The sequence below is a fragment of the Hyphococcus sp. genome, assembly GCF_965228385.1.
GTDB lineage: Bacteria > Pseudomonadota > Alphaproteobacteria > Caulobacterales > Parvularculaceae > Hyphococcus.
Genome location: NZ_OZ245810.1, coordinates 2,955,455 through 2,969,180, shown reverse-complemented (window position 1 = coordinate 2,969,180; position 13,726 = coordinate 2,955,455). Strand labels below are relative to the sequence as shown.

The window sequence follows — 13,726 nt, the reverse complement described above, 5'->3', positions numbered from 1 at the left end:
TATTCTTCGCGTTTCTCGCGGCCGCAGTGTGTAATCTGGTCGGCCTGACAAGCGTGTATTTGAAAGGTGTGGAGGTTTTATGAGCGGAGCAGTTATTGTTTCGGCGGCGCGTACCGGCGTGGGGTCTTTCGGCGGCTCGCTGGCGAGCGTTCCAGCGGCGACGCTGGGACAGACGGTCATTGCAGCGGCGCTGGAACGGGCGGGCGTTTCCGGCGAGGATGTGAGCGAAACCGTTATGGGCCACGTTCTTCAGGCGGGACAGGGACAGAATACGGCGCGACAGGCCTCCATTGGCGCGGGCATTCCCAAGGAAACGCCTGCAATGACCATCAATCAGGTCTGCGGATCGGGCCTTCGGGCCGTGGCCATGGCCGCGCAGGCGGTGCGCTTGGGCGATGCGTCAGCTGTTGTTGCTGGCGGACATGAAAATATGTCGCTTGCCCCGCATGTCGCGCATTTACGCGACGGCGTAAAAATGGGCCCCAAAAATTTTGTCGACAGTATGATCGTCGATGGTCTCTGGGACGCTTTCAACGATTATCATATGGGTCAGACGGCGGAGAATCTGGCGGAAAAATACCAGATCAGCCGCGAAGACCAGGATGCGTTCGCGGTCGCCAGCCAGAACAAGGCGGAAGCCGCGAAAAAAGACGGTAAATTCAAGGATGAGATCGTTCCCGTGGTGATCAAGACCCGGAAAGGCGAAACCGTTTTCCAGGAAGACGAGTATATTCGCGAGGGCGTCAGCATCGACAATGTCTCAGGCCTGAAGCCTGCGTTTAAACGCGAAGGCGGCTCGGTGACGGCGGCAAATGCATCCGGTCTCAATGACGGCGCTGCGGCAATTCTCGTCATGTCGGAAAAAGAAGCTGAAAAGCGCGGGCTTGAGCCGCTGGCGCGCATCGCATCATGGGCCCATTGCGGCGTCGATCCGTCCCTCATGGGCATCGGTCCCGCGCCGGCGTCGCGCATGGCGCTTGAAAAAGCCGGCTGGCGCCTTGATGATCTGGATCTGATCGAGGCGAATGAAGCTTTCGCGGCGCAGGCGCTGGCGGTCGGCAAGGAACTTGGCTGGGACGCTGACAAGGTCAACGTCAATGGCGGCGCGATCGCCATCGGTCACCCCATTGGCGCGTCCGGCGCGCGTATTCTGACGACGCTGCTCTACGAATTGCAGCGTTCGGGCAAATCCAAAGGGCTCGCCACATTGTGCATTGGCGGGGGCATGGGCGTGGCGCTTTGTGTTGAACGCTAGCCAGTAGCGGCCGCAAGGGCGCATCAATGGTCGCGTATTTTAACAAGCCGGCGCAATGTCCGGCGTTTCAGGGAGAAACGACATGGGAAAGACAGCAATCGTGACTGGCGGCACGCGCGGGATCGGCCGTGCGATCTGTATGTCGCTGAAGGAAAAGGGCTGCACGGTCGCCGCCACTTACGCCGGCAATGACGAGGCCGCCGCAAAGTTCAAGGACGAGACCGGCGTCAATGTCTTTAAGTGGGATGTTGGCGATTACGAGGCGTGCAAAGCCGGCGTTCAGGAAATTGAAGAGGCGCAAGGGCCGACTAATATTCTGGTGAACAACGCCGGCATCACGCGTGACGGCATGTTCCATAAACTGACGCCGGCGCAGTGGTCGGAGGTCATGCGCGCCGACCTCGACAGTGTCTTCAACATGAGCCACCAGGTGTTTCCGGGTATGCGCGAGCGCGGCTTCGGACGCATCGTCAATATCTCATCCATCAATGGCCAGAAAGGTCAGATGGGACAGACGAATTATTCGGCGGCAAAGGCCGGCATGATCGGTTTTACACGAGCGCTGGCGCAGGAAGGCGCATTCAAGGGTGTAACCGTGAACGCCGTCGCGCCGGGATATATCGCCACGGAGATGGTGGCGGCGATGAATGACGATGTGCTGAAAAAGATCACGTCGCAAATTCCTGTCGGCCGGCTGGGCAGCGCCGAGGAAATCGGGGACTGCGTGGCGTTTCTGGCCGACGAAAAAGCGGGCTTTATCACCGGCGCGGTTCTGTCAGCGAACGGCGGGCAGTATATCGCGTCGTAACTAATTGGAATAATTGAAGATTTCATAGGCCTTGCGGTGAAAAATCCTGCCGCAAGGCCCTTTTTTCACCAAGATTTCAATTTACGGTCGCCGGTCAGTTGACGGAGAATCCAGTTTGGGCGCGCCGAGATTACTTATTGCTGTTGCCGCCGCGGTTTTTGTTTTGACCGCGCCGTCGTTTGGCGCGCCAATGCAATTGCAAAAATTTGCGCTGGCGGAAAATGCGCTGCAATCCAACAACCCTTTTTCCGCCCTTGTCGGCAAGAGGCGCGAACGCGACCAGCGCCGGCAAGCGCGCATTGTCGAGCGCTATGTGCTTGCCAGCGATGACCGCATGTTCCTGTTTGAAGAACGCGGCGGGGTTGCGCGTGTACAGTTTCTATGCGGAGAAAATGACCCTCGTCTGGAATGCGTTGTCGATATGGCGGGGCCTTCGCCGGAAATTTATGAACTATCCGCCACCAGGGCGCCGCGCGGAGATGTTATTTATAAAAATTCCCGTGAAGACACATTGCTGCGAATCGCCGCTTATGGCGGGGCGACTGTTTATTGGCCGGGAGAAGTCCGCGGCGTCGCTGCGTCGAAGTCGTTTGGCGATGACCGGCCGTTGACGCTTGGGCGCGCCGATTGGGAAACGGTTGTCCGGCGTGCGCAAGGGGCGAGCGCGCAACTGAGCGCGTTGACCGGCGCGCCTATTTATTTCGATATTTCCGCCGGGGACAGGTCGGCGAATGCGAACTCCGCTGTCCTTGCCGACGCTATTGTCACGGCGGCGAAAGGATTGTCCTTGGTCGCGGATGACGAAACGGGCGCCGCGGCCGTTGCGGCGCGTATCAAGCGGGTCGTTTTCTTGCCGTCTTCCGATCCGGAAATCTCGATGGGCGGGGCGATTCTTGAAATACGGTATGTTCCGGGACAGGATATTCAGGGTCGGCCGTCCTCGGCCGAAATCATGCACTTTCTGGAAGAATCCCTTTGACCGGTGCAAATTTCGAACGCGGTTTAGAAGTTTGACAGGTTTGCGTCTTAAAAGGGCCCTATTGAAGAGACAAGGTTTCCAGTGATGAAACGCGCCGCTGATATATCGCGCAACAAGCTGACAGCCGCCCTGGCGGCCGGGCTTCTCGCGTTTTGCGCGCCCTCCGTCGCGGCGTCGCAATCGTTAAAGGAAAGCCGCGCCCAGAACGCCGAAGAACGAGCGTTATCGCGTGAGGCTTCTTTCACGCAATCCGTATGCGGCATGGATTTTGACATCGTGATCGATTGGCGTTCCGCCGCAGATTGGCCGGACGGCGCCAGCATCGCCGATTCCTGCGACGGAGCCCTTGGCGCGCTCGAGGCGGTTTGCCGCCGTGGAGATGCGCCGCAGATAACACGCTTTGTGTGCGCCGGCGACGGTTCCGGCGCTTCGCTGCGAGGGGGGACTTTGCGATACGGCGCCAGTCCCGGCGATAACGGATTTTCCGAGACGATGTCGGCGCTTGGCGGCTAGGCGCCCGCCGCCTGTTCAAGAATGCCGATGCGAATCCCGTCGAAAACATACTGCGTAGACAGAGCCATCAGCAGCATGCCGAGTATTCGGGTGATGGCGTTCATGCCCGTGCGCCCCAGCACATCGCCGATGCGGCTGGCGAAAGCCATCATCAGGACGGCGATGGCGAGCACAATCGCTACGGCCAGGATGGCGGCGCCTTTTTCCACCAATTGTGTGTCCGGGCCCATCACCAGCATGATGGTTGCAATGGCGCCCGGGCCGGCGAGCATGGGGATCGACAAGGGAAAAAATGCGATATTATCACGGGCCGACGCTTTCGGGCCCGGCGTTTTGGCCTGCGTTTCACTGTCCGGATCAAAAAACATCCGAAAGCCCATAATAAAAAGAATAATACCCATGGCGGCGCGGAACGCCGCGAGGCTAACCCCCAGATGGTGCAAAAGCGCGTTGCCGACAAAACCGAAAAACATCAGGACGCCAACGGAATAGATCGCCGCCATCACCGCGATGCGCAGACGCTCGCGCGGCGTGTCGTCTTTTGTGAGCGATGCAAAAATAGGCGTCACCAGAATCGGGTCGATGACAATAAAAAGCGTCGCGAAAGCGGTCACAAATATGGCGAAAAGTTCATTGGTCATGCCGGCGGCTTTATTGGGTCGGCGCGTCTTTGTCTAGCGAATTGGAAGAGCGTTTTCAGTTTTATGGACGGCGTTTCAAAAGCATCTGGCAATGAAAGCTAAATTACTGACTGGCCGGTAAAAAACCGGTTTCCGCTAAAATGCGGCGCCGCGCAAAGCGCAGGCTAACGGCGAGGCGGCGGCGCTGAGTTCGAACCGAGAGGGGAACCAACTGCGTAGCGCTTTGTTAACCTTTTAAACGCCGATGACAGTTGGGTTTTCTCGGCGGGGGTCTGTAGTTGATTAAATCAAAGGAGATAAACCATGGCCTGCTCTAATAGGACGTTGCGAATTTTAAAAAGCGCAGGCGCTGTCAGCCTGATGGCTCTAACGGCGACGGCTTGTGCAAGCAATGACCGGCGTTATTACTCCGCATACGAAAATGACAGATACGCCGATTATAATTATCCAGCGACGGCGCAAACATCTTCGTATAATCGTACTGACTACTATGACGGACGGCGCGTTGATGGGCGGTACGGCGTTGATGCGGCTCGCGCGGCGCATGCGCGCAATAATGAGCGCAGGGCCGAACGCCTTGACGGCAACTGCGAAGAATTCGTTTATATTCATCGCGGCGAAACGCTGTCCGATATAGCCGAATATTGCGACGTGCCGGTGGCGGCGATCATTCGCGCCAATCACGACATCCGCAACCCGCGCACCGTAGCCGCAGGCGAGCGATTGCGCATCCCGAATGTGCGCGGCAATGTTTATGAAGGTTCCTCACGCTATCGCTATGCTTACCGTGATGCGCTCTATGCAGACGCTTCCTATCAGGAGGACTATGTCGCTGCGCAATGGATCGATAGTCGCGACGGGCGCGATCTTTACACGATACGCCGAGGCGACACGCTCGCCGAAATCGCCTGGCGCTTTGATGTGCCGCTTCGAACGCTTTTTCAATTAAATCCGGGCGTCCGGCCCCGCCAGTTGCAGGTTGGCCAGCATATTTATCTTCCCGATTATGCAAGCACGTCGCCGCGCCAACGCGCCCATCGTGATTACGTTTACTACGAAGATGAGCCGCCGCTGATTTCCATCACCCCAGCGCGCGGGCCGCGCGATGGAGAAATTCGCGTTCTGGGCGATAATTTTCGCCGGGGCGAGAAAGTCACGGTTTATTTCGGCGATGGCAGAAACAATCTGACGGAGTTAAAGATTGTCGAGACTGACGGCGACGGCCGAATTAACGAAATCGTCCGGTTGCCGAACACTTACGACCGAGATGAAGCCTATTTCGCATTCCGGCCCGGCAACCGCGATAACTACATTATGAGCGAAGCCTACGCGATTGACGCCGGCGGCCGCCGCACAATTGCGCGCGTCGATGGCGATCGCACATACAATCAGGCTGACGCTTCGCGCTACAATAACGCCAGAATGCGCGCCATGCAGGAAAGCATTTATTGGGGAGACAAAATTTCCCTGCGCGCCGAAGGTTTTCCCGCCAGCACGCCTGTGGCTATCTATGGCGGTCCGAACAGAAACTCGCTTGAAAAACTGAGCGATATCAGAACCGGTCCGCGCGGACGTTTTTCAGCGGATGTTGAAGCGCCCGAAAGCGGTCGCGGCGGGCATGTGATTTTTGTCGCTGCGATTGAAGACGGACCGCGTACGATATTTTCGGAAAAAGTGAGAATCATTGATCGCGATCGAGGCTATCAGAATTCGTCGCTTTCCGACGGGTATATCGATGATCGGATATATCAAAATGAGCAGGCGCGCACGCCGCGCCGTCTGGAACGCGGCGTCGAAGGCCGCCGTGGTTTCTTTGACCGCTTCCGCCGCCGGGACGCAAACTATGTCGGCGACGCCAGGCCAAACGCCATAGGCGGGGTCGATTCCGCAGGGTCTGCGGCGATAGCCGGGGTTCTGACGGATGAGGGTGAAAACTGCCCGGCGCTGCGCGATGACGCCGGCAACCTTTATACGCTGCTTGGCGACCTTGAAGGGTTCGATGATGGCGATCGTGTGCTGGTGCGCGGCTCGGTTCAGGCCGATGACCGCATCTGCGGCCAGGCGGAAACAATCCACGTTCACGAAGTCGATGAAGCCCCCTGGTAGGGACCGGCATTCATAGCTATCACGAAAAAGGGCGGCTCTTGCGAGCCGCCCTTTTTTTACGCAACTGTAAATTCGCCAGGCAGTTGGCGCGACTACATCATGCCGCCCATGCCGCCCATGCCGCCCATGTCAGGCATGCCGCCGCCCGCGGCGCCTTCTTTTTTTGGCGCTTCTGCGACCATCGCCTCCGTCGTGATGAGGAGACCGGCGACAGACGCCGCATCCTGAAGGGCTGTGCGAACAACTTTCGCCGGATCGACAATGCCATTGGAGATCAGATCGACATATTCGTCCGTCTGCGCATTGAAGCCGAACTTGAAGTTGTCCTGCTCAAGCAATTTACCCACAACGATGGAGCCTTCGCCGCCAGCATTGCGAACGATCTGACGGATCGGCGCTTCCAGCGCCTTGCGCACGATATTGATGCCGGCTGTCTGGTCGGCGTTTTCGCCCGTCAAATCCGAAAGCGCTTTTGAAGCATAAAGAAGCGCAGCGCCGCCGCCTGGGACGATGCCTTCTTCCACCGCTGCGCGGGTGGCGTTCAGGGCGTCATCGACGCGGTCTTTGCGTTCTTTCACTTCGATTTCTGTTGCGCCGCCAACTTTGATCACGGCAACGCCGCCGGCGAGTTTCGCCAGACGCTCTTGCAGTTTCTCACGGTCGTAATCGGACGTCGTGTCCTCGATCTGGCGGCGGATTTGCGCAGTGCGCGCTTCGATATCCGCTTTCTCGCCGGAACCGTCGACAATCGTCGTATCGTCTTTGTTGATCGATACTTTTTTCGCCGTGCCGAGCATGTCGAGCGTCACGTTCTCAAGCTTGATGCCAAGATCTTCGGAGATGACCTGGCCGCCTGTGAGGATCGCGATGTCCTCCAGCATGGCTTTACGGCGATCGCCGAAACCTGGTGCTTTTACCGCAGCGATTTTCAGGCCGCCGCGCAGCTTGTTGACAACGAGAGTCGCCAGCGCTTCGCCTTCGACATCCTCTGCGATGATGAGGAGAGGACGGCTCGACTGCACAACCGACTCCAGCAGCGGCAGCATGGACTGCAGGTTGGAAAGCTTTTTCTCGTGCAGAAGAATGTACGGATCTTCAAGTTCCGCCACCATCTTGTCTGCATTGGTGATGAAGTAAGGCGACAGGTAGCCGCGGTCGAACTGCATGCCTTCAACAACGTCGAGTTCGGTTTCGAGCGACTTGGCTTCTTCTACCGTGATCACGCCTTCATTGCCGACTTTGTCCATGGCTTTGGCGATCATGTCGCCGATTTCTTTTTCGCCATTGGACGAGATCGTGCCGACCTGCGCGATTTCATCGGAAGATGCGATTTTGGTCGCGCGGTTCTTGATATCCTCGACGACTTTGGAAACGGCGAGATCGACGCCGCGCTTCAGGTCCATCGGGTTCATCCCGGCGGCGACGGCTTTTGCGCCTTCCTTGACGATAGCCTGGGCCAGCACGGTAGCGGTTGTCGTGCCGTCGCCAGCTTCGTCGTTGGTTTTCGACGCGACTTCACGGACCATTTGTGCGCCCATATTTTCGAACTTGTCTTCAAGCTCGATTTCCTTCGCCACGGTGACGCCGTCTTTCGTCGTGCGCGGCGCGCCGAATGATTTTTCGATGACGACGTTGCGGCCTTTGGGGCCGAGCGTCACTTTCACCGCATTGGCGAGGATATCGACGCCGCGCAGCATTTTATCGCGCGCTTCGACGTCAAATTTGACTTCCTTGGCAGCCATTGATGCTTCTCCTTAAATCTTGAAACTGATGGGTTAGTCGATAATCCCGAGGATGTCGGACTCTTTCATGATCAAAAGGTCCTCACCGTCGATTTTCACTTCCGATCCGGACCATTTGCCGAACAGGATTTTGTCGCCGGATTTCACGTCCAGCGGGACAATTTCATTGTCGTCGCCGCGTGCGCCGGAACCGACCGCCACGACTTCGCCCTGCTGGGGTTTTTCTTTCGCGGTGTCGGGGATAATGATGCCGCCTGCGGTTTTCTCGTCTTCTTCAAGACGACGGACCAGCACACGGTCATGGAGAGGCCGAAAAGCCATATTCTAATTCTCCCTTGGCTGAGTTTTTCAAGTAAAAACAACCGATTAAACAAATGTGGAAAGATGGTCACCCATCTGCTAGCACTTGGTGGAACCGAGTGCTAGCGGCGATTTAGGCAGGCGGCGGCCGAAGGTCAAGAGGCCGCAGGCGCTGAAATTACCCGCCAACTCACGCAAATGTAATTTTTATGGCCACGGCGGCGAAACTTTTGCCGTAATTACCTGTTTTTAATTCAGCGCGAACCGCAATAGCTTCATATTGACGGTGTGTTAAACGGGGCGGAAGGTCGGCTAAACGCCGGGCCGGATGCGGGGCTAAAAAGTTTTGAAATTGACTACCCAACGCGTGAAAGGAAAGAGACCCATGCGCAAGGCACTTATTTTAGCAGCGGTTGCGGCGCTCGCCGTTGGCTGCACCACAAACCCTTATACCGGTGAAAGACGCGCAGGCCGCGTTGTCACGTCAGGCGCCGCGGGCGCTGGCGCCGGCGCCGCAGCCGGCGCTATCGCGGGCGCAATTGCTGGCGGCGGCAATGTCGGCAAAGGCGCTGCGATTGGCGCAGCGGCAGGCGCGGCCATCGGGGCCGGGATCGGCGTTTATCAGGATCAGCAGCAGGCGAAGCTGCGGGAGCGTCTATTGAACAGCGGCGTGCAGGTGCAGCGGGACGGCGATAATCTGATCCTGCTGATGCCGTCGGATATTACGTTTGACGTCAATCAGTCGGAGATCAAACCGGGTTTTTACGAAACCCTGAATTCGGTGTCGCTTGTCCTGAAAGAATTCAACAAGACGACGATCAGCGTCTATGGCCATGCGGATTCGACGGGTCCGGAAGACTACAACCAGCGCCTGTCTGAGCGCCGCGCGCTTTCGGTCTCCAATTATCTTGCCGCACAGGGCGTCGCTCCGGGACGTCTCCAGGCCATTGGCTTTGGCGAGTCACGTCCTATCGCCGACAACAGCACCGAAACCGGCCGCTCGGCGAACCGGCGCGTGGAAATAGTCATCGACCCGGTTGAAAGCCAGTTTAACAGTTAAGACGTTTTAACGCTTCCATAGAAAGCCCGCCCGGCGTCGCGCCGGGCGGGCTTTTTTGTTGTCTTGCTCCTCGCCGGAAAATAAACGCGTTCACGCCGGTTTTAAGCGCTTTTAAAGACAATTTGCATAAAACTTTCAATGCGGGCGCCGATGCGGCGCGGCGCGATTAGCGTGTTGTTGAGCGGGGCGCAGATGAATTTTCGGCAGAAGAGTTCGCGCTATAATGCTGCTGTGTTGTTCGTCGCCGGTGTGGCCGGCGCGTTTCTGGTCATGGCGACGATCCGGTCCGGCTTTGAGCCGCAACTGGAAATCTGGCTTGCCTGCGGGCTGGTGGTCTCGCTGATCCTGCATGCGCGCGCCAGCTTTGCGCTCAGCAAGGCGCAGCAGGAAGTGGAATTGCTGCGCAATCTCGTAAAACGGATTAACCCCCCGTCTCGCAAAGCCGCGCCAAATCTGAAATTCGAGCCGGCGGCGGATGCCGACAAACGCGATGGCGAGGCGCTAAAGGCGGTGCAGGACGCGATCGAAAACGATCGCGTCGATCTGTATTTACAGCCAATTGTGAGCTTGCCGCAGCGCAAGATCCGGTGTTTCGAAGCATTCTCCCGGTTGCGTCAGGAAAACGGCGCCGTCCTGCAGCCCGGCGATTATCTGGAAGCGGCGGAGCGCACGAACCGGATCGGCGTTATCGACAATATGATCCTCTTGCGCGCCGTGCAGGCGCTGCGTCAGCTTGGGCCCGAAAGCGCGCAATACAGAATTTTCTGCAACATCTCTCCGGCGACTATTTTCGATCAGGACTTTTTTGTCCGTTTTTCGGAATATCTCGATGCGAACCAGGATCTCGCGCATCGGATCGTGTTTGAGTTTACCTATCCGGCGGTTGAAATGATGCACGCCAAGGTGAGTGAGAACCTGAAAGCGGTCGCCAAACGCGGGTTTTCATTTTCAGTCGATCATATCCGGCGCTTCGATCTTAACTGGGAAGCGCTGGCGGATAAGAACTTCCGGTATGTCAAAACGTCGGGCGCGCTGCTCTTGAGCGAAAGCGCCCGCGGCGACGAGGGACTGGCGCGTATACGGGCGTTCAAAGACAATCTGCAAAAGCACAATATAGATTTGATTGTCGAAAAAGTTGAGCGCGAAGTCGATATGCAGGAAATTCAAAAGCTTTGTATCGACTACGGCCAGGGCGCTCTGTTCGGCGCGCCGATGGCCGCAGGGTCCTATCTGCAAAACGGAACGGCCTACGCTGCCGCTTCCTGAAAGTCTGGATCATGCCGCATGATACACATTGGACGGATCGGGGCGTCGAATGGCGATACTACGATCACGTAACGCCGGAAGAGGCGCGCCGCGCTGATGAAGCTTTTTACAATGACGCCCGGTCAGATCATGCGCGCTATCAGTTCATTGATCTGCGCGATGTCACGCGGCTTGATTTTCCTGAAGGCGATCAAAAACTGAGCGCCGCTATTGACGGCGCCGCCAGCTATTCAGTGCCCTGGGTGCGGGTTGCTTTCATTGTTTCCGATAGCCGCTTCGACAAGCAGCTCGCCGTTTATATCGACATGATCAGCAAGACCAGCTGGTCCGCACGCCGCTTTACCGACGAAGAAGACGCCAGGCGTTGGTGCGAAAGCGGCGGCCAGGATGCAATGGCGAAGCTGCGCACGAGGCTTTACGGTTAGACTGTTCGTATTATCCGCGCATGCGCCAATCGCCGCTTGACCGTTCCCCTCATCGGTCTTATCGGCGGTTTGGCAGATGGCGGGTTCTTTTTTCATATCGTCGATCCGATCGCTCGCGCAGCATTATGACGCCATGCTGTGCGACGCCTGGGGCGTTATTCATAATGGCGTCGATCTGTTTCCAGGCGTTACCGATGCGTTGCGGACTTTCCGAAAAGAGCGCGGACCGGTTGTGATATTGACCAATGCGCCCCGCCCCCGGCGCGTAATTCCACCGCAGCTGGACCGTCTTGGCTTGCCGCGCGATGCATATGACGGCGTCGTGACCTCTGGCGACGCCACGCGCGCGGCGATCAGGGCGCATCTTCCTTCGCCCGCGTTCCGTCTGGGACCATCGAAAGACGAAGCGCTATTCGACGGGCTTGATATTCAATTCGCCGAACTGGAAGCATCAGGATTTATGATCTGCACAGGCCTGGAGGACGACCAGCAAGAATCGCCTGATGATTACAGGTCGCTGCTGCAACGGGCGGCGGCGCTGAAACTGCCGATGGTTTGCGCAAATCCGGATATTGTCGTGAATTGGGGCGGCAGGATGATCTGGTGCGCCGGCGCGCTGGCGGAAATCTATGAAGGGCTTGGCGGCAAGGTTATCTATGGCGGCAAACCTCACGCCCCGATTTATGATGTGGCCTGCGAAATGATTGATAATATTCGCCCGGGTATAAGCAAATCACGCATCCTTGCTGTGGGCGACGGGTTAAAAACTGACATTCAGGGTGCGAATAATCAGGGAATTGACGCCTTGTATATCGCCGGGGCAGGCGGCGTTCATGACGGCGTTGCAGACGAAGCGGGGGTAAAGGCAAAGCTGAGGGCGGCGGGCGCCCGCGTTGTTGCAGCCTCGGAGGCGCTCTTGTGGTAGGCGGAAAAAAAATCGTCGCCGCGATCGGCAATTTTGACGGCGTGCATCGCGGCCATCAATTTTTACTTCAACAAACGCAAGAGCTAGCCCGCGAACAGCAAGCAGCGCTCGGCGTCGTGTTGTTCGAGCCGCATCCGCGCCGGTTTTTCCGTCCAGATGACCCGGCGTTTTTACTGACGACGCCAGCAAAGCGGGACGCCTTGTTGCGCGCTGTGGGCGTCGATGAAATTTTTGCATTGCGTTTTGACGCGGCGCTGGCGTCGATGACGCCGGAAGACTTCGTGCTGGAAGAATTAAAAACACGGCTCAAACTTTCGGGCGTTGTCGCCGGCGCTGACTTTCGTTTTGGCAAGGATCGCGCGGGCGGCGGGGCGGCGCTTGAAAAGCTGAGCGGCGAGGCTGGCATGGCCGTGAAACTCGTCGGGATACTGGACGGTGAAAAAGGCGAGAAGTTCGGATCGAGCGCCATCCGTCAAGCTTTGCGCAACGGCGAACCCGAAGACGCCGCGCGGATGCTGGGCCGGCCATGGTCGGCGACAGGCGTTGTTGCGGAGGGCCAAAAAGTGGGACGGACGATCGGCTTCCCAACGGCGAACATGATACTCGGTGACCTTATTGCGCCGCGTGAGGGCGTCTACGCAACGCGGGCCCGCGTTGGCGATGAAATCTACGACGCGGTTTCGAATTTCGGCCGCCGTCCGACGGTCGGGTCCGGCGCGCCGCTTCTGGAAACGTATCTGCTCGATTTTGACGGCGATCTTTACGGCCGGGAGATCGAGATTTTCTTCGTTTCTTTTTTGCGCGACGAGCGGAAATTCGATGGTCTCGACGCCCTGAAGGCGCAGATCAGCGACGATTGCGAAGCGGCGCGAAAACGGCTCGCCGCATACTCCAATTGATTGTCAGTTTTCCGAATGGGGGAGGGAAAATAACCCGCTCCGTGTATAAAACTCTTTCATGAGCGTGAAACGTAAACCGGGCCGTCCTCGCCACGACGATATTTTAACCCCCGCCGAATGGCGCATCGTGAACGGCATTCGGCACGGTCTGAGCAGCCGCGAGATTTCCGGACGGCGCGGGATCAGTGTTGACGCGGTTAAATATCATGTTGCGAATATCCTGCAAAAACTTGGATTTTCGAGTCGGCGCCAGTTACGCGATTGGGACGGCGTCGACCGGTTCAGCGCGCTGGCGGCAAAGGAGACTATTATGACTGCATCGTTTACCCTGGATAAAGTCGGGCAAATATCACGCACGGTTTCAGATATTGATAAGGCGCGTGATTGGTACAGTGAAACGCTGGGACTTGAACATCTTTATTCTTTCGGCGACCTCGCTTTTTTCAAGTGTAATGGTTTGCGGCTTTTCCTGTCGCAAGGCGATTGCAAGCCGGGAGAGGAATCGATCATCTATTTTGTCGTTGATGATATCCGTTCGGCTCATCGCACTTTGGGCGAGCGCGGCGTAAAGTTTACCAACGCCCCGCACATGGTTCACCGTCATAATGACGGTGTTGAAGAATGGATGGCGTTTTTTGAAGATCTTGAGGGGCGTCCGCTGGCGCTCATGTCCAGTGAAGCCGTTACAGACGCCGGTTAAATTAACGCTCTAGGCAGAAGTTCCTGGGACTATCTTAGGCGTGTCGGCAATCTACGGCGCGGATTAATTTCGCTCTCGAAAGCGTGTACGTTACAGTACATTGCCCG

At 57.3% G+C, this 13,726-nt stretch carries 14 protein-coding genes; 11 read left to right on the top strand and 3 right to left on the bottom strand.

Translation table 11 applies throughout. The annotated features are described in order from the left end of the window. Positions 1-79: 79 nt before the first annotated feature. The 4 genes from ACQK2Q_RS13750 to ACQK2Q_RS13735 all read left to right on the top strand — a co-directional run bounded on the left by ACQK2Q_RS13750 (position 80) and on the right by ACQK2Q_RS13735 (position 3,555). On the top strand, positions 80-1,255 hold the full coding sequence (locus tag ACQK2Q_RS13750; RefSeq protein ID WP_425410312.1) for an acetyl-CoA C-acetyltransferase: 1,176 nt from the start codon (positions 80-82) through the stop codon (positions 1,253-1,255). An 82-nt stretch (positions 1,256-1,337) separates the two neighbouring features. Further along, positions 1,338-2,063 carry an acetoacetyl-CoA reductase gene (gene phbB, locus ACQK2Q_RS13745; protein ID WP_425410311.1) on the top strand — a complete coding sequence of 242 codons (726 nt, stop codon included), beginning with the start codon at positions 1,338-1,340 and terminating at the stop codon, positions 2,061-2,063. Positions 2,064-2,253: 190 nt separating this feature from the next. Beyond that, complete coding sequence (locus ACQK2Q_RS13740) at positions 2,254-3,042, top strand: DUF4908 domain-containing protein (protein ID WP_425410310.1); 789 nt, start codon at positions 2,254-2,256, stop codon at positions 3,040-3,042. An 84-nt stretch (positions 3,043-3,126) separates the two neighbouring features. Then, positions 3,127-3,555 carry a hypothetical protein gene (locus tag ACQK2Q_RS13735; RefSeq protein WP_425410309.1) on the top strand — a complete coding sequence of 143 codons (429 nt, stop codon included), beginning with the start codon at positions 3,127-3,129 and terminating at the stop codon, positions 3,553-3,555. Here ACQK2Q_RS13735 and ACQK2Q_RS13730 read toward each other — a convergent pair. Beyond that, positions 3,552-4,196 carry a MarC family protein gene (locus ACQK2Q_RS13730; RefSeq protein ID WP_425410308.1) on the bottom strand — a complete coding sequence of 215 codons (645 nt, stop codon included), beginning with the start codon at positions 4,194-4,196 and terminating at the stop codon, positions 3,552-3,554. The two genes, ACQK2Q_RS13735 and ACQK2Q_RS13730, sit on opposite strands and share 4 nt — an antisense overlap. A gap of 303 nt (positions 4,197-4,499) precedes the next feature. On the opposite strand from ACQK2Q_RS13730, the gene ACQK2Q_RS13725 reads away from it, so the two are divergent. Next, complete coding sequence (locus ACQK2Q_RS13725) at positions 4,500-6,302, top strand: LysM peptidoglycan-binding domain-containing protein (RefSeq protein WP_425410307.1); 1,803 nt, start codon at positions 4,500-4,502, stop codon at positions 6,300-6,302. Between the two features lie 92 nt (positions 6,303-6,394). On the opposite strand, the gene groL is transcribed toward ACQK2Q_RS13725, so the two are convergent. Together groL and groES are read right to left on the bottom strand one after the other, a co-directional pair. Beyond that, entirely contained in the window at positions 6,395-8,044 is a 1,650-nt protein-coding gene (groL, locus tag ACQK2Q_RS13720) for a chaperonin GroEL (RefSeq protein ID WP_425410306.1), read from the bottom strand. A gap of 33 nt (positions 8,045-8,077) precedes the next feature. After that, positions 8,078-8,365, bottom strand: a complete 288-nt coding sequence (gene groES, locus ACQK2Q_RS13715; protein WP_425410305.1) for a co-chaperone GroES — start codon at positions 8,363-8,365, stop codon at positions 8,078-8,080. 364 nt (positions 8,366-8,729) lie between these two features. Between groES and ACQK2Q_RS13710 the strand changes: the two genes are divergently transcribed. From ACQK2Q_RS13710 to ACQK2Q_RS13685, 6 genes are all read left to right on the top strand, one after another. Then, on the top strand, positions 8,730-9,404 hold the full coding sequence (locus ACQK2Q_RS13710; protein ID WP_425410304.1) for an OmpA family protein: 675 nt from the start codon (positions 8,730-8,732) through the stop codon (positions 9,402-9,404). Positions 9,405-9,596: 192 nt separating this feature from the next. Continuing rightward, a complete protein-coding gene (locus tag ACQK2Q_RS13705) occupies positions 9,597-10,670 on the top strand; it encodes an EAL domain-containing protein (protein WP_425410303.1) in 1,074 nt (357 codons plus the stop codon). Between the two features lie 11 nt (positions 10,671-10,681). Then, positions 10,682-11,095, top strand: a complete 414-nt coding sequence (locus ACQK2Q_RS13700) for a hypothetical protein (RefSeq protein ID WP_425410302.1) — start codon at positions 10,682-10,684, stop codon at positions 11,093-11,095. Between the two features lie 76 nt (positions 11,096-11,171). Beyond that, positions 11,172-12,020, top strand: coding sequence for a TIGR01459 family HAD-type hydrolase (locus ACQK2Q_RS13695; protein ID WP_425410301.1), 849 nt, complete (start codon positions 11,172-11,174; stop codon positions 12,018-12,020). Beyond that, positions 12,014-12,919: a bifunctional riboflavin kinase/FAD synthetase gene (locus tag ACQK2Q_RS13690; protein ID WP_425410300.1), complete on the top strand. Its 906-nt coding sequence runs from the start codon at positions 12,014-12,016 to the stop codon at positions 12,917-12,919. Before ACQK2Q_RS13695 ends, ACQK2Q_RS13690 begins: the two co-directional genes overlap by 7 nt. Positions 12,920-12,977: 58 nt before the next feature. Beyond that, positions 12,978-13,619 (top strand): LuxR C-terminal-related transcriptional regulator, encoded by a 642-nt coding sequence (locus ACQK2Q_RS13685; protein WP_425410299.1) that lies wholly within the window; start codon positions 12,978-12,980, stop codon positions 13,617-13,619. The last annotated feature ends 107 nt before the right edge of the window (positions 13,620-13,726 follow it).

Coding starts and splice junctions, on each gene's coding strand:
- ACQK2Q_RS13750 (WP_425410312.1), top strand. CDS start 80: ATGAGCGGAGCAGTTATTGTTTCGGCGGCGCGTACCGGCGTGGGGTCT.
- phbB (WP_425410311.1), top strand. CDS start 1,338: ATGGGAAAGACAGCAATCGTGACTGGCGGCACGCGCGGGATCGGCCGT.
- ACQK2Q_RS13740 (WP_425410310.1), top strand. CDS start 2,254: ATGCAATTGCAAAAATTTGCGCTGGCGGAAAATGCGCTGCAATCCAAC.
- ACQK2Q_RS13735 (WP_425410309.1), top strand. CDS start 3,127: ATGAAACGCGCCGCTGATATATCGCGCAACAAGCTGACAGCCGCCCTG.
- ACQK2Q_RS13730 (WP_425410308.1), bottom strand. CDS start 4,196: ATGACCAATGAACTTTTCGCCATATTTGTGACCGCTTTCGCGACGCTT.
- ACQK2Q_RS13725 (WP_425410307.1), top strand. CDS start 4,500: ATGGCCTGCTCTAATAGGACGTTGCGAATTTTAAAAAGCGCAGGCGCT.
- groL (WP_425410306.1), bottom strand. CDS start 8,044: ATGGCTGCCAAGGAAGTCAAATTTGACGTCGAAGCGCGCGATAAAATG.
- groES (WP_425410305.1), bottom strand. CDS start 8,365: ATGGCTTTTCGGCCTCTCCATGACCGTGTGCTGGTCCGTCGTCTTGAA.
- ACQK2Q_RS13710 (WP_425410304.1), top strand. CDS start 8,730: ATGCGCAAGGCACTTATTTTAGCAGCGGTTGCGGCGCTCGCCGTTGGC.
- ACQK2Q_RS13705 (WP_425410303.1), top strand. CDS start 9,597: ATGAATTTTCGGCAGAAGAGTTCGCGCTATAATGCTGCTGTGTTGTTC.
- ACQK2Q_RS13700 (WP_425410302.1), top strand. CDS start 10,682: ATGCCGCATGATACACATTGGACGGATCGGGGCGTCGAATGGCGATAC.
- ACQK2Q_RS13695 (WP_425410301.1), top strand. CDS start 11,172: ATGGCGGGTTCTTTTTTCATATCGTCGATCCGATCGCTCGCGCAGCAT.
- ACQK2Q_RS13685 (WP_425410299.1), top strand. CDS start 12,978: ATGAGCGTGAAACGTAAACCGGGCCGTCCTCGCCACGACGATATTTTA.